This is a genomic window from Qipengyuania gelatinilytica (assembly GCF_019711315.1).
Taxonomy (GTDB): domain Bacteria; phylum Pseudomonadota; class Alphaproteobacteria; order Sphingomonadales; family Sphingomonadaceae; genus Qipengyuania; species Qipengyuania gelatinilytica.
Genome location: NZ_CP081294.1, coordinates 148935 through 166367, shown reverse-complemented (window position 1 = coordinate 166367; position 17433 = coordinate 148935). Strand labels below are relative to the sequence as shown.

General features: G+C 62.5%; 16 protein-coding genes and 1 pseudogene. 4 read left to right on the top strand and 13 right to left on the bottom strand.

Annotated elements, in window-relative coordinates; genetic code table 11:
- Positions 1-10 precede the first annotated feature (10 nt).
- From K3136_RS00840 to K3136_RS00795, 10 genes are all read right to left on the bottom strand, one after another.
- The gene (locus K3136_RS00840; protein ID WP_221431048.1) at positions 11-445 is read right to left on the bottom strand and encodes a DUF1330 domain-containing protein; all 435 of its coding nucleotides are present in this window, start codon (positions 443-445) and stop codon (positions 11-13) included.
- Positions 446-455: 10 nt separating this feature from the next.
- Entirely contained in the window at positions 456-1001 is a 546-nt protein-coding gene (locus tag K3136_RS00835; RefSeq protein WP_221431047.1) for a pseudouridine synthase, read from the bottom strand.
- A gap of 3 nt (positions 1002-1004) precedes the next feature.
- Positions 1005-2609 (bottom strand): long-chain fatty acid--CoA ligase, encoded by a 1605-nt coding sequence (locus K3136_RS00830; RefSeq protein WP_221431046.1) that lies wholly within the window; start codon positions 2607-2609, stop codon positions 1005-1007.
- A gap of 45 nt (positions 2610-2654) precedes the next feature.
- Positions 2655-6128, bottom strand: coding sequence for a DNA polymerase III subunit alpha (dnaE, locus tag K3136_RS00825; RefSeq protein ID WP_221431045.1), 3474 nt, complete (start codon positions 6126-6128; stop codon positions 2655-2657).
- Between the two features lie 76 nt (positions 6129-6204).
- The gene (locus K3136_RS00820) at positions 6205-6534 is read right to left on the bottom strand and encodes a hypothetical protein (protein ID WP_221431044.1); all 330 of its coding nucleotides are present in this window, start codon (positions 6532-6534) and stop codon (positions 6205-6207) included.
- A gap of 31 nt (positions 6535-6565) precedes the next feature.
- A complete protein-coding gene (locus K3136_RS00815; protein WP_221431043.1) occupies positions 6566-7045 on the bottom strand; it encodes a glutathione peroxidase in 480 nt (159 codons plus the stop codon).
- Positions 7042-7575: a hypothetical protein gene (locus K3136_RS00810; RefSeq protein WP_247711389.1), complete on the bottom strand. Its 534-nt coding sequence runs from the start codon at positions 7573-7575 to the stop codon at positions 7042-7044. The genes K3136_RS00815 and K3136_RS00810 overlap by 4 nt, the downstream gene beginning before the upstream one ends.
- Positions 7576-7652: 77 nt before the next feature.
- A complete protein-coding gene (locus K3136_RS00805) occupies positions 7653-7931 on the bottom strand; it encodes a hypothetical protein (protein WP_221431042.1) in 279 nt (92 codons plus the stop codon).
- Between the two features lie 50 nt (positions 7932-7981).
- Positions 7982-8668, bottom strand: a complete 687-nt coding sequence (locus K3136_RS00800; RefSeq protein WP_221431041.1) for an ABC transporter ATP-binding protein — start codon at positions 8666-8668, stop codon at positions 7982-7984.
- A complete protein-coding gene (locus tag K3136_RS00795) occupies positions 8661-9902 on the bottom strand; it encodes a lipoprotein-releasing ABC transporter permease subunit (RefSeq protein ID WP_221431040.1) in 1242 nt (413 codons plus the stop codon). Before K3136_RS00795 ends, K3136_RS00800 begins: the two co-directional genes overlap by 8 nt.
- Positions 9903-10072: 170 nt before the next feature.
- On the opposite strand from K3136_RS00795, the gene purF reads away from it, so the two are divergent.
- The 3 genes from purF to K3136_RS00780 all read left to right on the top strand — a co-directional run bounded on the left by purF (position 10073) and on the right by K3136_RS00780 (position 12737).
- Positions 10073-11560: an amidophosphoribosyltransferase gene (purF, locus tag K3136_RS00790; RefSeq protein WP_221431039.1), complete on the top strand. Its 1488-nt coding sequence runs from the start codon at positions 10073-10075 to the stop codon at positions 11558-11560.
- A gap of 1 nt (position 11561) precedes the next feature.
- Complete coding sequence (locus K3136_RS00785) at positions 11562-12272, top strand: SDR family NAD(P)-dependent oxidoreductase (RefSeq protein ID WP_221431038.1); 711 nt, start codon at positions 11562-11564, stop codon at positions 12270-12272.
- A 117-nt stretch (positions 12273-12389) separates the two neighbouring features.
- Positions 12390-12737 (top strand): PilZ domain-containing protein, encoded by a 348-nt coding sequence (locus K3136_RS00780; protein ID WP_221431037.1) that lies wholly within the window; start codon positions 12390-12392, stop codon positions 12735-12737.
- A 135-nt stretch (positions 12738-12872) separates the two neighbouring features.
- On the opposite strand, the gene K3136_RS00775 is transcribed toward K3136_RS00780, so the two are convergent.
- From K3136_RS00775 to K3136_RS00765, 3 genes are read right to left on the bottom strand one after another with little or no spacing between them, the layout of a single operon-like run.
- On the bottom strand, positions 12873-14063 hold the full coding sequence (locus K3136_RS00775; RefSeq protein ID WP_221431036.1) for a serine hydrolase domain-containing protein: 1191 nt from the start codon (positions 14061-14063) through the stop codon (positions 12873-12875).
- A 5-nt stretch (positions 14064-14068) separates the two neighbouring features.
- The gene (locus K3136_RS00770) at positions 14069-15310 is read right to left on the bottom strand and encodes an SAM-dependent methyltransferase (protein WP_221431035.1); all 1242 of its coding nucleotides are present in this window, start codon (positions 15308-15310) and stop codon (positions 14069-14071) included.
- A gap of 41 nt (positions 15311-15351) precedes the next feature.
- Entirely contained in the window at positions 15352-16746 is a 1395-nt protein-coding gene (locus tag K3136_RS00765) for a cryptochrome/photolyase family protein (protein WP_221431034.1), read from the bottom strand.
- 41 nt (positions 16747-16787) lie between these two features.
- Here K3136_RS00765 and K3136_RS14025 point away from each other — a divergent pair.
- Positions 16788-17432 (top strand): annotated as a pseudogene (locus K3136_RS14025) (phosphatase PAP2 family protein); the annotation flags it as partial.
- Between the last annotated feature and the right edge of the window lies 1 nt (position 17433).

Sequence of the window (17433 nt, the reverse complement as noted above, 5' to 3'; positions counted from 1 at the left end):
GGTAGAGGATCTAACCAAACCCCTCACCAGCGGCGCCCGGCTTGAACCGCACCAAACGGCTGTCCGCCAGCGCCGCCGTACGGTTCACCACCGCCAGCTGGTAATCCGGATCCTTGATCATCTCGAAGAAGGCGCCGGCATTCGGATATTGGGCGACGAAACCGTCGTGCCACATCATCGCTTCCGGGCCCGTCACCACCGTTTCGAATGCGCCGCGCCAGACTATGCTGCCGCCGACACGGCGAAAGATCGGGCCGCTCGTCTTGCCGTATTCTTCATAGGCGCGGCGGCCGCTCCAGCCCTTGCCGCTGTGTTCGTGACCTTCGGGATACTCTGCCTCATCCCGGTACTGGAGGAGGTTGAGCATGTGGATCGGCTCTTCACGCGGGAGGTTCTTGAACGCCTCGAAATTGGCGCGGCTCGGATCGATATAGGTGTCGGTCACGGGTCTCTCCTCAGACTTGGATTTCACGGTAGGTGCCGGGGGCAATGCCGTCCACGCTCCAATCGCCGATACGCCAGCGGATCAGGCGCAGCGTGGGCAGGCCCACGGCGGCGGTCATGCGGCGGACCTGGCGATTGCGGCCTTCCGTAATTTCGAGTGCGATCCAGCTATCAGGCACGCTCTTGCGATAGCGCACGGGCGGATCGCGATCCCATACAGGCGGCGGATCAATGCGTTTCGCGCGCGCCGGACGGGTCATGCCGTCTTTGAGCTCGACACCGCGTGCGAGCTTCTCCAGCGCATCGTCGCCCGCCTCGCCTTCAACCTGCACGAGGTAGGTCTTCGCCATCTTGTAGCGGGGCTCGGCAATGCGCGACTGCAGCCGCCCGTCATCGGTCAGCAGCAACAGCCCTTCGCTATCCTTGTCGAGACGGCCAGCCGGATAGACACCCGGCACATCTACCAGATGCGCCAGCGTGTCTTCCTCCCCTTCCTTGCCCCCGGTGAATTGCGAGAGCACGCCGAAGGGCTTATTGAGCAGGATCAGCCGGCTCACGCCCTATGACGCTTCGGGGAGCTTGTAGTCGGCGAACCGGTCGCGCAGGTCTTTCTTGCTGATCTTGCCGGTGGCGGTGTGCGGGATGTCGTCGACGAATTCCACCGCATCGGGCAGCCACCACTTGGCGACCTTGTCGGAGAGGAAATTGGTCACCTCCTCGGCGCTGACGTCCTGACCTTCCTTCTTCACGACGAAGAGCACCGGGCGCTCGTCCCACTTGGGGTGGAACATGCCGATACAGGCCGCCTCGGCGACCGCCGGGTGTCCCACTGCCGCGTTTTCGAGTTCGACCGAGGAAATCCACTCGCCGCCCGACTTGATCACGTCCTTGGTGCGGTCGGTAAGCTGCAGCGTGCCGTCGGGATGCAGCATGCCGACGTCGCCGGTGTCGAACCAGCCATCCTCGGTGACCGCATCCTCTTCGGCCTTGAAATAGCGCTTCACGACCCAAGGGCCGCGGATTTGCAGTGCGCCCGAGGTCTCGCCATCGCGCGGCAGGACCTTGGTCGGATCGTCGAGATCGACTGTGCGCAGTTCCACGCCGAAGATCGGGCGGCCCTGCTTCATGGTCTTGGTAACCTTTTCCTCGAAGCTGAGCTGGTCCCAGTCATGCGTCGGGCCGCCGACCGTGCCGATCGGCGAGGTTTCGGTCATGCCCCAGGCGTGCTGGACGCGGGTGCCGTTCTTCATCAGGCGCTCGATCATGAACCTGGGCGCAGCCGAACCGCCGATGGTGGCGGCTTTGAGCGGCGGCAGGTCGATGCCCTCGGCGTCGCAATACTGGAAATGCGCGAGCCATACGGTCGGCACGCCCGCACTATCGGTCACGCCTTCCTTGAGCATCATTTCGTGCAGCACAGCCGGATCGTTCACCGCGCTGAAGACGAATTTGATGCCCGCCATCGCGCCCGCATAGGGAAGCCCCCAGCTGGCCGCATGGAACATCGGCACGACCGGCAGCATCACCGAAGATGCGCTGAAATTGAAGGTCGATGGCTGCAGCCCGGAGATCGCATGCAGGACAGTGCTGCGATGCTCGTACTGGACGCCCTTCGGATTGCCTGTCGTGCCGCTGGTATAGCAGATCATGCAGGGATCGCGTTCTTCGCCCTCGACCCATTCGAAATCGCCGTCTTCCGCGCCGATCCAGTCTTCGAACGAGGTCGTGTTTTCGCCGCTGTCGAAGCAGATGTAATGTTCGACGTTCGGCCAGCGGTCGCGCATCTTGTCGACGATGGGCTGGAAGGCTGCGTCATAGATTACCACGCGATCGTCCGCGTGGTTGACGATGTACTCGAGCTGGTCCTCGAACAGGCGCGGGTTCACCGTGTGGAGCACGCCGCCCATACCCGCCACGCCGTACCAGCTGACGAGGTGACGCGAATGGTTCATCGCGATGCTGGCGACCTTGTCGCCCGGCTTGAGGCCGAGCCTTTGCAGCGCCTGCGCCATCTTCAGCGCGTCGCGGCGGATGCCTGCCCAGTTCGTACGGGTCTCTGTTCCATCCGCCCAGCGGGTGACGATTTCGCGGGTCGGTGCCTCACGTGCCGCGTGGTCGATCACATGCGTCACGCGCATGGTCCAGTCCTGCATCGCTCCGAGCATTCAGCCTCTCTCCTTGCCTCGTGCGCCTCTCCCGGCGCTTGTCGGTCAGGCGACGAGGCGAAGGTGCGAGCCGCCGCGCCGCTTGTCGAGCTGCACCTTGGCAAGGCCGGGCACGCTTGCCAAGCGTTCTGCAAGCTCGCCATCAAGGGCGAATTGGCGGCCGAGATGCATGATGGGCTCGTAATCCCCACCGATCCGTAGCGTCGCCATGACCTCATCCTTGCCCGGGCCGGCTTCGACCAATTCACGACAAAGTAGCTGAACGGCGGCTTCATCGAGGATGTCGAGCGTGAGGATCATCGGCGTCGAGCCCTTCACATCCGCGAGCGGAGTGCCGCCGCGCACGGTAATGCGGGGCGGTTCGTCGGGGCTCGGCGAATCGAGTTCGACCTGCAGCAGGACGCAGGTCTGCTCCTCGGCCCATTTCATGAAGCGCTCGACCATGCCTTCCTCGAAACAGGCGGCGCTGAACTGGCCGGTGGCATCGGAGAAATCGGCGCGGATGAAGGGCTTTCCGCGGCGAGTGGTTCCCTTGTTCACCTTCTCGACCATGGCGGCCATCACCGCATTGGAACGGCCACCCGCCGGCGCGCCGCCCGACATCAGCGAGGCATAGGTACGCGCGCCGTTCGCCGAGGCGATGTCCTTCCACGCGGCGACCGGATGGGCGGAGAAATAGAAACCGAAGTTCTCGCGTTCGCGCGCCATGCGCTCTGCGCGCGGCCAGTCCTCGACTTCGCGCAAGCGCAGCGTTTCGCCGGGCGCGTCCTCACCGCCGAACATGCTCGCCTGTCCGCTCGTGCGCTCGCGGTCCGCCGCATCGGCGACTGCGAGCAGCATGTCGGCGTTCTCGAAGACCTTGGCGCGATTGGGTTCAAGGTCGTCAAGCGCCCCTGCACAGGCCAGCGCCTCAAGCTGGCGCGAATTCATCGAACCCTTGGGGATGCGCTCGAACAAATCCTGCAAGCTGTCGAACTTGCCCGAAACCTCGCGCTCGGCAACGATGTTTTCCATCGCCTTTTCGCCGACGTTTCGGATGCCGGCGAGCGCATAGCGCACCGCATAGCCGGTGTCGGTCTGCTCGACGGTGAATTCGGCTTCTGATTTGTTGAGGCACGGCGGCTCGACGGCGATGCCCTGCCTGCGCGCGTCGTCGACGAAGATGGTGAGCTTTTCGGACTGGTGCATGTCGAAACACATGGACGCGGCGAAAAACTCCTCGGGGTAATGCGCTTTCAGCCACGCGGTCTGGTACGCGAGCAGAGCGTACGCGGCAGCGTGCGACTTGTTGAAGCCGTAGCCTGCGAACTTGTCGATCAAGTCGAATAGCTCGTTGGCCTTGGCCTTCTCGATGCCGCTGACTTCCTTGCACCCGACGACGAAGCGTTCGCGCTGGATGTCCATTTCCGCCTGGACCTTCTTACCCATCGCGCGGCGCAGCAAGTCTGCATCGCCGAGCGAGTATCCGGCGAGGATCTGCGCGGCCTGCATGACCTGTTCCTGGTAGACGAAGATGCCGTAGGTTTCGGACAATATGCCTTCGAGCTTCTCATGCGGATACTCGATGGGCACCTCGCCCGCCTTGCGCTTGCCGAACAGCGGGATGTTGTCCATCGGACCCGGACGATAGAGCGAGACGAGCGCGATGATGTCGCCGAAATTGGTCGGCTTCACCGCAGTCAGCGTGCGGCGCATGCCTTCCGATTCCAGCTGGAACACGCCGACCGTGTTACCCGCCTTCATCAATTCGTAGACCGCCGGGTCATCGAGTTCGAGCTGCGACAAATCGATGGTAATGTCGCGCTTTTTCAGGAGGTCGGTCGCCTTCTTGAGCACCGACAGCGTCTTGAGACCAAGAAAGTCGAATTTGACGAGGCCGCTGCTCTCGACATTCTTCATGTCGTACTGCGTCACCGGCATGTCCGAGCGCGGATCGCGGTAGAGAGGGACCAGCTGCGCCAGGGGACGGTCGCCGATCACAACGCCCGCCGCGTGGGTCGAGCTGTTGCGCGGGAAGCCTTCCAGCTGCATCGCGAGGTCGATCAGGCGTTTGACCTCATTGTCGTTGTCGTATTCCGCTTTGAAATCCGCCGCACCGTTGAGCGCGCGCGGCAGGGTCCACGGGTCGGTCGGATGGTTCGGCACCATCTTGCAGATCCGATCGACATGGCCGTAGCTCATCTGGAGGATGCGGCCCGTATCGCGCAGCACGGCGCGCGCTTTCAGCTTACCGAAGGTGATGATCTGCGCGACGTGGTCGTGGCCGTATTTCTGCTGGACGTAGCGGATGACCTCGCCGCGGCGCGTTTCGCAGAAGTCGATGTCGAAGTCGGGCATGGAAACGCGTTCCGGATTGAGGAAGCGCTCGAACAGCAGGCCCAGCTGGATCGGGTCGAGGTCGGTAATCGTCAGCGCCCACGCCACAAGGCTGCCAGCACCCGAACCACGACCCGGACCCACCGGAATATCGTGGTCCTTCGCCCATTTGATGAAGTCAGCCACGATGAGGAAGTAGCCGGGGAAGCCCATCTGGTTGATGATGCCGACTTCGTAATCGAGTCTATCGACATAGACCTTGAGCTGCTCGTCCGACATTTCGCCATAAGGCTCGAGGCGTTTGGCGAGACCCTTCCGCGCATCCTCTTCCAGCATGCGCGCCTCGCCCTCGAGGTCGCCGGCGAGGCTGGGCAGGATCGGATCTCGATACGGCGGCGCAAAGGCGCAGCGCTGCGCGATCACGAGCGTGTTGGCGATGGCTTCCGGAAGATCGTCGAAGGCCTCTTCCATCATATGGGCGGTCTTGACGTAGCCCTCCGGATTGGACTTGGGCCGCTCTTCCGCATCGATATGGGTCGAATTGGCAATGCACAGCATGGCGTCATGCGCCTTGTACATGTGCGGCTCTGCGAAGTTGGCAGGATTGGTCGCGACGAGCGGCAGGTCGCGTTCATAGGCGAGGTCGATCAATGCCGCTTCGGCAGCTTCCTCGACCGGATTACCGCGTCTTGCGAGTTCTACATAGAGCCGCCCGGGAAACAGCGCCTGAAGCTTGTCGAGCATGGGTAGCGCATGGCTCACCTGGCCCTCTGCAAGCAGGCGCGTCACCCCGCCCTCGCTCGCGCCGGTCAGCGCAATCAGCCCCTCGGTACGTCCTTCGAGGTCTTCCATCCGGATATGCGGCTCGAACTCGAGCGGGCGATCGAGATGCGCTTTCGACACGAGGTGGCAGAGATTGTCGTAGCCAGCCTCGTCCTGCGCATACAGCGGGAGGTAGTCGACCGTGCGGCCTTCCTCGTCACGCGCAACGCCCAGCAATGTCCCGGTAATCGGCTGCACGCCTTCCGCCTTGCAGGCATTGGCGAACATGACCGCGCCATAAAGCCCGTTGCGGTCTGCCATGGCGATTGCGGGAAAGCCGCGTTCCTTCGCCAGCTTGGCCATCGCCTTGGGATCAATGGCCCCTTCGAGCATCGAGTAGGCAGACAATACGCGCAGGGGGACGAAGGGCTTGTAAGGCATCCCCGCAAGGTAGGATTTCGCGCGCGAAACTCAAAGCGCCGACACGAGGTTATTCTCCACAGACAGTGGAGAAAATTCACTCCTCGGCAGGCGCCGCAATCTTCCGGCGGGTGTCGCGGATTGTCGACCAGGCTCCGTAGACGATCAGCGCGCCAAGGAAGACCCAGACCCAGACGGGAATATTCTCTCCCGCAATCGCGAGATAGATATAGGCCGACACGAAGAAGAAGCCCGCTAGCATGGTAGGCAGCACGGTCGACTGCCCGGCCCTCGCCCGCTTCACCAGCCATGCGATGGACGCAAGGAAAAACGGGATGGCACCGATGTAGATGCCCCCGAAGATATAAGGGTTCACGCCATATTCGGCGCCGAGCGAGAGGAACCAGTGGTTGAATTCGGAAAGCATGCCCGATCTTTCGTTTGCTGCACGCGGAAGGTTACAGCAGTTTCTCGATATCCTTGGCGATCGTCGCCGGCGCGTCAGCCGGGCCGTAGCGCTTCACGACATTGCCCTCACGGTCAATCAGGAATTTCGTAAAGTTCCACTTGATCGATTTCGACCCCATCAGGCCCGGCGCTTCGGCTTTCATCCAGTCGAACAGCGGGCTAGCCCCGTCGCCATTGACCTCGACCTTCTGCATCAGCGGGAAGGTCAGGCCGAAATTCACCTTGCAGAACTGTTCGATCTCGCTCGCATCACCCGGCTCCTGTCCGCCGAACTGGTTGCAGGGGAAGGCCAGCACTTCGAAGCCTTGATCCTTGTAGTCCTGAAACAGTTTCTCCAGCCCGTCATACTGCGGGGTGAACCCGCATTTGCTGGCGGTGTTGACCACCAGCAGCACCTTGCCGAGCTTCTCTTTCAGGTCGAGCTCGTCGCCCTTGTTCGTGGCGACGGTGAAATCGGCGATGCTGGTCATTCGGTGGCGTCCTTGGGGCGGTATATGAGATCGAAATAGTCGGCCCAGCTCAAGCCCTGGTCCTTGCTGGCCTGGCCGTGTTGGCGCACACTGCCATCCTCGCGCAAGCTATATGTCATTCGCACCAGCAAAGGCGTTCCATCCTGCGCTTTGCCCCAATAGCCTGTGAGGATCATGCTTCCTTCGACCGCACCGCCGTCGAAGAAGACGCGACCCGGCTGTCCGCCGACCCATAGCTGGTGCCAGCCCTCGGTTTTGGGATCATAAGCCGAAAGGCTTGTCCCGCCGCGCCCCTGTAGAGGCATCCATGTCTCGCGGATTGCGCAACCGGCGCTGACCTTCTCGATCCGGCTTTCGGCCACCTTGTCGGGCGCTCCCTCAGCATTGGGATAGACGTCCCATTCACCGACCCAGAAATCGAAGGCCTCGTAACTCGCTCCCTCGCACGAGGGTGGCGGCGCTGGCGGCGTGGCCGGTGCCTCTGCAGCCACGGTTTGCGCGATGAGCAGTGCGATTGATGCTAGCGACATGAAAAATCCTCCCGCAGCCTGCCTAAACCGGCCACGGGAGGATCGCCAATGTCATTCTGCGGGCAGCAGACACCAGACTACGAGCGGGGGAAATCGTCTCTCTTCGAAAGCGTTGTCACTTCATCGGCGCGATATTCGCGGTCGCCGAGTTTCTCGATGTAATAGTCCTTCCGCTCGTGCTCGGGCATCAGCATCATATGCTTTACCAGGTCCGCAAAAGTGCCCGAACGCAGGCCCTTGGCCCCGTCGAGAACCCCGTCTCCATCGCCCACGCGATGAAGCTCGGCACGGTCGTCCCACTGGATACCGGGGCGATGGCAATCTTCGCCTCTGTAGGTGCTGGGATGGTCGGTCATGCAAAATCCTCCTTTTGCCTGACCAACGGTCGAAACTGCATCCGGGTCCGCTATTCGAGCACACCTTCGTGCAACCTGACCACGCGGTCCATCCGCGCGGCAAGGCGCTCGTTATGCGTGGCGATCAATGCGGCACTGCCCTCGCCCCTGACGAGCGCTAGGAATTGCTCAAGGACCTTGTCCGAAGTCGCCTCGTCGAGATTGCCCGTAGGTTCGTCGGCAAGCACGAGGTCGGGACGATTGGCAAGGCCACGAGCCACAGCAACGCGCTGCTGCTCGCCACCGGATAGCTGGCTGGGCCGGTGATCGAGCCTGTGCCCCAGCCCCAGCGCGGTGAGCAGTTCCTCCGCCCGCTCTTCCGCTTCCTTGCGCGGAGTGCCGGCAACCAGCTGCGGCAACACGACATTTTCGCGGGCGTCGAAGTCGGGGAGGAGATGGTGGAACTGGTAGACGAAGCCGAGATGGTCGCGGCGCAGCGTAGTACGCGCATTGGCGTCGCTCTTCTCGGCAGAATGCCCCGCAATCACGATTTCACCTCCGAAACCGCCCTCAAGGAGGCCTACCGCCTGCAGAAGGGTCGATTTACCCGAACCGGAAGGGCCGAGCAGCGCGACGATTTCACCGGGCATGATGTCGAGATCGACACCGCGCAGGACGTCGATCCGCACGCCGCCCTGCTCGAAGCTGCGGGTCAGCCCGCGCAGTTCGACGACGGGGTTGAGATGGGCGTTACTCATAGCGCAGAACCTGTACCGGATCGGTGCTCGCCGCCTTGAGTGCCGGATAAAGCGTCGCAAGGAAGCTCATCACAAGTGCGAGGCCCACGATCATGGCGATCTCGACCGGATCGGCCTTGGCGGGAATGGTGCTCAGGAAACGCACCTGCGGATCCCAAAGCTCTGCGCCCGTCAGCCAACCGATGCCCTTCACGATCTGCTCGCGGAAGCCGAGGACCAGCGCGCCGAGTATAAGCCCAGCGATCGTCCCGAGCGCCCCGACGGTGAAACCGGTCGTCACGAAAATCTTCGTCAGGCTCCGCCTTGTTGCCCCCATCGTTCTCATGATCGCGATGTCCCGCGTCTTTGCGCGGACCAGCATGACAAGGCTCGACAGAATATTGAATGCAGCAACCAGAACCATGAAACTAAGGGCGAAGGCCATCGCTGCACGTTCTACCTCGAGCGCTTCGAAAAGGGTCGCGTTGATCGTCTTCCAGTCGCGAACGACTGCCCTGCCCGCCAGCCTTTGCTGTACCGGCGCGAGGATTTCTCCGACCTCGTCAGGATCGGTCACCTGCACTTCGATCATACCGATGGTGTCGCCAGTCAGCAGCAAGGTCTGCGCATCCTGCATCGGCATGACCACGAAAGCGTTGTCGTAGTCGTATACGCCAACCTCGAAAATCGCGGCCACTTCGTAGCCGACCTGTCGCGGGACCGTGCCGAAAGGGGTCGTCCGGCCTTGCGGATTGATGATCGTGATCGTGTCGCCCACCCTCGCCCCGATGTTTTCCGCGAGGCGTATCGCGATCGCGACCTTGTTGGCGCCCGGCTGCAGGGCATCCATGTTGCCGCTCTTCACCTTCTCGCCCAGCTCGCGAATGTCCTGCTGGGTGTTGCCGCGTAGAAGGATCCCCTCGACGCGGCCGTTGAAGGTGGTGAGCAGCGGCTGTTCGATCAGCGGTGAGGCCTCGGTGACGCCCGGCGTCTGCCTGACCTCCTCAAGGACGTTTTCCCAATCATCGAGACGACCGCCATAGGCCTGCACGATCGCATGGCCGTTGAGCCCCACGATCTTGTCGAGCAATTCGGCGCGGAAACCGTTCATCACGCTCATCACGATGACAAGCATCGCAACCGAGAGCATCACGACGGTGATGGATATACCGGCAACCAGCGCGATAAATGCCTCGCTCCTGCCCGGAAGCAGGTAGCGTTTCGCGATGGTCCGTTCGAAAGGTGAAAGCAGCAAGGCGACCCTTGGGTGAGAGTGTCCGTTCGGCCAAGCGTTTAGGCACGGAATTCTGGCGGCGCAATGAATGGCTGAGAAATCTCCCCCGCGGCGCACCGCACAAGCCTTGTAATCGGACCGTAATATCGCCATTGGGGCGCCATTCGGCTGGCAGCGCGGACACCACCACTGTGAATAGCGACCTCGGGAATTGCACCCACCCCTTCCTCGATGAAGATGGCGACAAGCTGCGCGAAGAGTGCGGCGTCTTCGGTGCGATCAACGCAGCCGATGCAACCGCCGTCACGGCATTGGGGCTCCACGCCCTCCAGCACCGCGGACAGGAAGCCGCGGGAATTATCGCTTGGGATGGCGCCGAATTTCGCGCCCGCCGCGGTCTCGGCCATGTCGCGGAGAACTTCTCGTCGTCCGAAGCGATTGCCGAACTGCCCGGGCACATGGCAGCAGGCCACGTGCGCTATTCGACCACCGGCGGCGCCGGCCTGCGCAACGTGCAGCCGCTCTATGCGGACCTTGCGAGTGGCGGTTTCGCAGTCGCGCACAATGGCAATATCTCGAACGCCGGCACACTGCGCGCGGAACTGGTCCAGCGCGGCGCGATCTTCCAGTCGACCTCGGATACCGAAGTCATCATCCATCTCGTCGCGACGAGCCGGTACCCGACTATCATGGACCGCCTGATCGACGCGCTGCGCCTCCTCGAAGGTGCCTATGCGCTGATCGTGATGACGCCCGAAGGCATGATTGCCTGCCGCGACCCGCTCGGCATCCGCCCGCTGGTCATGGGCAAGATCGGAGATGCGACCCTCTTCGCCAGTGAGAGCGTCGCCTTCGACGTCGTCGGTGCGGAAATGGTCCGCGAAGTGGAACCGGGCGAGCTGATCCGCGTCGATTTCGACGGTAATGTCGACTCGCTCCACCCCTTCGGCAACCATTCACCCCGCCCCTGCATCTTCGAGCATGTCTATTTCAGCCGTCCGGACAGCTTTTTCGCCGGACGCAGCGTTTACGAAGCACGCAAGGCAATCGGCGTCGAACTCGCCCGCGAAAATCCGATCAAGGCCGACCTCGTGGTGCCGGTTCCCGACAGCGGCGTGCCTGCCGCCATCGGCTACGCGCAGGAAGCGGGTATCCCCTTTGAACTCGGCATCATCCGCTCGCACTATGTCGGGCGCACCTTCATCCAGCCATCCGACGGTGCACGCCACGCCGGTGTGAAGCGCAAGCACAACGCCAACCGCAGCCTCGTCGAAGGCAAGCGTATCGTCCTGATCGACGATTCGATCGTGCGCGGCACCACCTCGATGCAAATCGTGGAGATGATGCGCGATGCAGGCGCGAAGGAAGTGCACTTCCGCGTCGCCAGCCCGCCGACCGCCCACAGCTGCTTCTACGGCGTCGACACGCCCGAACGCTCCAAGCTGCTTGCGGCGCGGATGGACGTCGAACCCATGCGCGAATTCATCAAGGCCGACAGCCTTGCTTTCGTGTCGATCGACGGCCTTTACCGAGCAGTCGGCGAGGGGCCCCGCAACGCATCTTGCCCCCAGTTCTGCGACGCCTGTTTCACGGGCGACTATCCCACGTCCCTGACCGATCTTTCGCGGCGCGAAGACAAGCAGAAGCAACTTGCGCTGCCGGTCGACAAGGTAGCCTGAAATGACCAAACCACTCGACGGTAAGCTCGCCCTAGTCACCGGCGCGAGCAAGGGCATCGGCGCCGCTACGGCCAAGGCTCTGGCCGAAGCCGGCGCGCATGTCGTGCTGACCGGCCGCGATGTGCGCTCGCTCGAAAAGGTCGAGGACGCGATCCACGAAGTCGGCGGCGCCTCCACCATCGCACCTGTCGATCTCGGCGAAAGCGACGGCATTGCCCGCCTCGCCTCCGCAATCGCGGGGCGTTGGGACAAGCTGGATTACCTGGTTATTTCCGCGGCATACCTGCCGACGCTGAGCCCCGTCACCCAGATCGACGGCAAGCAGTTCAGCCAGGCGGTTACCACGAACCTGCTCGCCACGCAGGCGCTGCTGGCGAATTTCGATCCGCTCCTGAAGCGTGCCGAGGCTGGCCGTGTCATCGGCCTTACCAGCAGCGTAGGTAATGAACCGAGGGCGTATTGGTCGGCCTACGGTGCTACCAAGGCTGCATTCGACAATTTGCTCGATTCATACGCGCAGGAAGTCGAGAAAATCGGCAACGTTCGCGTTGCCAATATCGACCCCGGCGCCACGCGCACCGCAATGCGTGCCAAGGCCTATCCCGGCGAAGACCCGCAGACGGTCAAACCGCCGGAAGATGTCGCAGCCCGCATCGTCGAGCTGTTCGTTAACGATTTCCCCACCCGCCACCGAGAGCGGGTCGAAGGGTAGGTTAACCCTACATCGTGACCAATTCTTAATCCCGAACCGCGACATTCACCCGATATCGCGCGCCCGTTTCCTTGGTGCGTGAACCGATGGATCGGATCAGGGCAGAGGTCTCGAAATATGAACTACCAGACGCAGGATCGCTATCTGACGGCAGCGCAGGAAGACCGTTGCGCGCCGCGGACCAAGCTCACTATTCCCGGACAGCTGCGTGCCAGTGGCGGACGCGCTTTCCAGACCGTGGTTCACGACCTTTCCATCTCGGGTTTCTCCGCAGCGGCCATCAACCGCATGCATGAAGGCCAGATGTGCTGGCTGACCCTGCCGGGCCTCGAATCGCTTCAGGCGCAGGTCGTGTGGTGGGAAAACTGCCTCGTCGGCTGTGCCTTCAGCGAACTTCTCTCGCCGATCGTGCACGACAACATTCTCGCCCGTTACAGCGGCGAAGGCGCTTACCGCCCCTACTGATCTCGCGAGTTAAGGCGGCGACACCGACAGTCTTGGCGGCGGCCTGATGGGCCTGGCCTGAACCTTGTCCGGATGGCTCGTCGTCGGTGGCGGTGCGCCCTCGCGGCCTCCGCCACCACTCGTATCCGGTCCTGACTACTCCGCGTTCATCGCGATCTGGCGCACCAGCGCCTGAAACGCTGCGCGGTTGTTCGAGCTGGTCGCGGTAGGCCAGTTGCTGACAGCGGCAACGACGAGGTTCTTGCGCGGAACGATGGTAATCGCCTGACCGAAGATTCCCTGCGCGCCGTAAGTACCGCCCGGATAGGTCCACCACTGGTATCCATATCCGTAGCCGGGTGCCTGTGGGCCGAAATCGACAAGCGGCGAACCTGCCTTTGCGAACCATCCCTCAGGCACGACGCCGTCGCCACCTTCGAGCACGAACTGCCCGAAACGGGCATAGTCAGACAAGCGCAACGAGAGGCAGCAACCGCCGATATTGCCGCCAGTGAGGTCCTGCATCCAGAACAGCCCGCCCTCGAAACCCGCAGGCTCGACGATCTTCTCTGCTGCATAGGCCGCCAGGGACTTGCCCGTCGCTTCTTCGACGATCAGGCCGAGCAGGTTCGTTTCGAGCGTTTTATAGACCCACTTCTCTCCGGCGGGTGCTTCGCGTTTCAGTGTCCGGGCGTAGGTGACGGCCTGCGATTCTCCTTCCACTGGCGTGATAGCCAGCATCTTGGCAACGTCGCTGTCGGGATCGGTATAATCCTCGTTCCACGCCACGCCCGATGTCATCGATGCGATCTGACCGACGCTGACACCGTCATAGGCAGTACCGGCAAGGGCGGGAATGATCTCGGTCACGGGCTGGTCGACGCCGGCGATGTAGCCATCGGCAATTGCCGCACCGAGAAGCGTCGAGGTGAAGCTCTTGGCGACAGAAAAGCTCGTCCAGCGCTGATCGGCATCGAAGCCGAGGCCGTATTCTTCGAAGACGACCTTCCCGTCTTTCAGGACCATCAGCCCGGCGACCGCCGTGTTCGCCATGAACTGGCGAGCCTGCTCTGCGCTGGCGGTATCGAGCGCAGCGCCGTCATCCATCGCGCGCGGCTCGTTCGCTGCGGCGACTTCGAGCCCGGGAAAGAGCGATTCCATGTCGCGGAATGCGGCCGATCGGCGATCATCGGACCAAAACAGGACAGAATCGGAAGGATCGAGGCTGGCCGGTGTTTCCGGCATGCTCTGGGTCACGGCGGGCGGAGGAAGTGCTGCCGTCTCTGCGTAGCTGCCTGCACAACCGGCGAGCGCCAATGCCAGCGTAGAAACCAGAATCGCACGCATCCTCATTATCCCTCTTTCACCAAAGTGACCTGGTGGACATCTATGCCGCCACCGCGGAAACCGCCTTCGCAATACATCAGGTAATAGCGCCACAGGTCGCAAAACCGCGCATCGAAGCCGGGCGGCAAACGCCCGCCCTTTTCCGCCGCATCGAAGCTCTCGCGCCAGATGCGCAGGGTTTCCGCGTAATCGAGACCGAAATCCTGCTGATCCTGCCATGCAAGGCCGCGTTCTTCCGCCAGTTTGCGGAATTCGCTGGTGCGGATCAGCAGTCCGCCGGGGAAGATGTAGGCCTGGATGAAATCGGCACTTTTCGCATATTCGTCGAACAGCTCGTCGCGCATCGAGATGTACTGGATGGCAGCGCGGCCACCCGGGCGCAGGTTGCGCGCGATGCAGTCCATGAAGGTGGGCCAGTATTCACGGCCCAGGGCCTCGACCATCTCGACACTGACAATCGCATCATAGCGCCCTGCCGTGTCGCGATAGTCCTGCTTGCGGAAATCGATCTCGCCCGACTGGTGCGACCTTGCCCATGCCAGTTGCTCGTCGGACAGGCTGATGGCGGTCACATGGCTGCCCCGACCTGCCAGATAGCCGGCTAGTGCGCCCCAACCGCAGCCGATCTCGAGGATGGTGTCAGGGTCACCGATCCGCTCGCCGAGCGCTTCCCACTTCCGCTTCTGCGCCGCTTCCAGGGGATCATCGCTGACCGCTAGTCCAGAGGAATAGCTCATCGTGGGATCGAGCCATGCCTGGTAGAAATCGTTGCCGAGGTCGTAATGCGCGGAAATGTTCTTCTGCGCGCCCTTGTGCGTATTGCGGTTGAACAGGTGGGCCAGCTTCAGCGTTCGGCGGAACGGCCCCTTGGCGCGCGCCGTGTCGCCCAGGCGCTCCGCGTGCTGCATGAACAGGGCAAAGAGCGGCACCGGATCGGGGCTCGACCATTCGCCCGCTTCCCAACCTTGGTAAAGACCCACGGATCCGTTTGTCGCGATACGGACGAGCGCCTTGTAGCTGTGCAACTCGAAAGTGCATTCGAAACCGGGAGCCCGCCCGCCGAGAATGCGCGGAGTACCGTCTGGAAGAACGCCGTGGATCGTGCCGCTGACCAGTCCATCGTCGATGCGGGCCAGCATCTTCTCAACGCTCGGCGCGAACAGCCGCGCAAGCACGCCTGGCTTGCGTGCAAAGGGTTTCGAACCTTCAACAAGATCGCGTCCGCGCTGGCTGGTCTGCATGTCCATGCGACTGCCTATGCCGCGCGCAAGTGGGCGCGACAAGTCCGCTACGGCTTGCTTGCCCGATAGGCTTCAAGCGCCCGTTCGCGTGCTTCCTTGTGGCCGATTATCTTCACCGGATAGTCACCGCGCCTGGCGTCGGGCGGATCGTGGATGCAGTCGTCGGACAGATCGGTGAGTTCGGGCACGTATTCGCGAATGTAGTCGGCAGCATCGAACTTCTCGCTCTGGGTGAGCGGCGCCATGATACGGCTGAACATGTTGCTGTCGACGCCCGTTCCGGAGATCCACTGCCAGTTCACCCCGTTATTGCCGTAATCGGCATCGACGAGGCAGTCCCAATACCACTGCTCTCCGAAGCGCCAGTCGATCAGCAGGTGCTTCACAAGGAAGCTTGCCGCGATCATCCGCACGCGGTTGTGCATCCAGCCCGTCTGCCACAGCTGGCGCATGCCGGCATCGACGATCGGGTAGCCGGTCATGCCCTTCTGCCAACACTCGAGATCCTGCTGGATCAGGTGCCCGGCATTCGGGTTCCGCCAGAGCGTGCGCTCGTCATAGTCGCGGTAGCTGTCGCGCGGGTAATCGGGAAACTGGTCGATGACGTTCTGGGCGTAGTCGCGCCAGATGATTTCCTTGGCATAGGTCTTCCAGCCGTCCGAGCGCTTGTCCTTGAGCTTGTGCCAGACCTGCGCCGGACTGATCTCGCCCCAGTGGAGATGCGGCGAGAGGCGCGAGGTTATGTCGTCGGAAGGAAGGTTCCTCCCCTCGTCATACTCGGCCACGCGGTCGGTCCACCAATCAAGCCGGTCATGCGCTGCCGCTTCGCCGAACTCCCAGAAGTCGCGGATGCCCCCTGCCCAGTCGGGCTTGGTCGGGAGAAGGTCCCAGTCGTCGAGGCTATCACTCTCCGGCCAGCTGTCGGGCGAGGAGATCGTCTCAGGCTCGCCCAGCACATCGCGCGGCGGCATCACCTCGAGCATCGATTTCGAGAAGGGCGTGTAGATCTTGTACGGATCGCCAGATCCGGTGGTCACCGAACCGGGCGGCAGCAGGTAGTTGCCGTCATACAGGCACAGCTTGCGATCTTCGCCCAGCGCGTCCTTCAGTTCGTCCTCGGCTTCCTTCCACCACGGCTCGTAATGACGCATTGCGTGGATGCAGGTCGCACCGACCTCATCGGCAATTGCGGCGAGGATTTGCGGTGCATCCCCCTTGCGCAGGACGATCTTCGAACGCCGGCTGCCAAGGCTCTTGCCCAAGCTTTCGAGCGAATAGTGCAACCAAACCAGCGAGGCGCCACCATAGGCGTGATCGCCTGCGCGATCCTGGTCGAGGACATAGACCGGGATGACGGGGCCGGCTTGGGCTGCGGCATGGAGGGCGGGCTGGTCGGCCATGCGCAAGTCGCGCCTCAGCCAGACTATCTGCGGGGAACTCATGCCAGCGGAACGGAAATGCGCGGGCAAATGTTCCTCCCCTCATGGAAAGAACGAAAGCCGCCACGGTTAAACAGGGCGAAGCCCCCATTCCCGCCGAGACCATGGTGGTTCCCGAGCGCGGCTTCACCATCAACCGCAAGAAGGCGCTGATCGCGGCGGCGATCTGCTGGACCGGCTTCGCGATGATGGTCTGGCTGGTCCTCAACGGGAGGACCGGCGCGTTCGACGAATGGGGGCTTTTGTCCTATCGCACGGGCGCGGATTTGCATCCCGCAGGCCCGGAAGTGATCTTCGAAAGCGTGCGCGATGTGACCGCGCTGGGCGGTGTGTTCCTGCGCAACCTCTTCGCGCTTGTGGCGGTGGTGGCGCTGCTGTTCCTCAAGCTGCGGCGCGAGGCATTCCTCTACGCTGCCACGGTCATCACCGGCTGGCTCGCCAACACCGGTGTCAAGCTGCTGGTCGGACGCGAGCGCCCGCAAATCGTGCCCCATTTGACCGAGGCTGGCGGCGAGAGTTTCCCCTCCGGCCACAGCTTTTCGGCCGCGGTAGTCTACATCGGCATGGCCATCGCCTTTGCCGCGCTGAGCAGGAACCACACGGTCCGCTACACCATCATCGGTTTCGCCATGGTGTTATCCGCCATGGTCGCCTGGAGCCGCGTGATGCTCGGCGTACACTTCCCCAGCG

Excerpts from the sequence above, each read along its gene's own strand:
- K3136_RS00830 (WP_221431046.1), bottom strand. The coding sequence starts at position 2,609 with ATGCTCGGAGCGATGCAGGACTGGACCATGCGCGTGACGCATGTGATC.
- dnaE (WP_221431045.1), bottom strand. The coding sequence starts at position 6,128 with ATGCCTTACAAGCCCTTCGTCCCCCTGCGCGTATTGTCTGCCTACTCG.
- K3136_RS00820 (WP_221431044.1), bottom strand. The coding sequence starts at position 6,534 with ATGCTTTCCGAATTCAACCACTGGTTCCTCTCGCTCGGCGCCGAATAT.
- K3136_RS00815 (WP_221431043.1), bottom strand. The coding sequence starts at position 7,045 with ATGACCAGCATCGCCGATTTCACCGTCGCCACGAACAAGGGCGACGAG.
- K3136_RS00810 (WP_247711389.1), bottom strand. The coding sequence starts at position 7,575 with ATGTCGCTAGCATCAATCGCACTGCTCATCGCGCAAACCGTGGCTGCA.
- K3136_RS00805 (WP_221431042.1), bottom strand. The coding sequence starts at position 7,931 with ATGACCGACCATCCCAGCACCTACAGAGGCGAAGATTGCCATCGCCCC.
- K3136_RS00800 (WP_221431041.1), bottom strand. The coding sequence starts at position 8,668 with ATGAGTAACGCCCATCTCAACCCCGTCGTCGAACTGCGCGGGCTGACC.
- K3136_RS00785 (WP_221431038.1), top strand. The coding sequence starts at position 11,562 with ATGACCAAACCACTCGACGGTAAGCTCGCCCTAGTCACCGGCGCGAGC.
- K3136_RS00780 (WP_221431037.1), top strand. The coding sequence starts at position 12,390 with ATGAACTACCAGACGCAGGATCGCTATCTGACGGCAGCGCAGGAAGAC.
- K3136_RS00775 (WP_221431036.1), bottom strand. The coding sequence starts at position 14,063 with ATGCGTGCGATTCTGGTTTCTACGCTGGCATTGGCGCTCGCCGGTTGT.
- K3136_RS00770 (WP_221431035.1), bottom strand. The coding sequence starts at position 15,310 with ATGGACATGCAGACCAGCCAGCGCGGACGCGATCTTGTTGAAGGTTCG.
- K3136_RS00765 (WP_221431034.1), bottom strand. The coding sequence starts at position 16,746 with ATGAGTTCCCCGCAGATAGTCTGGCTGAGGCGCGACTTGCGCATGGCC.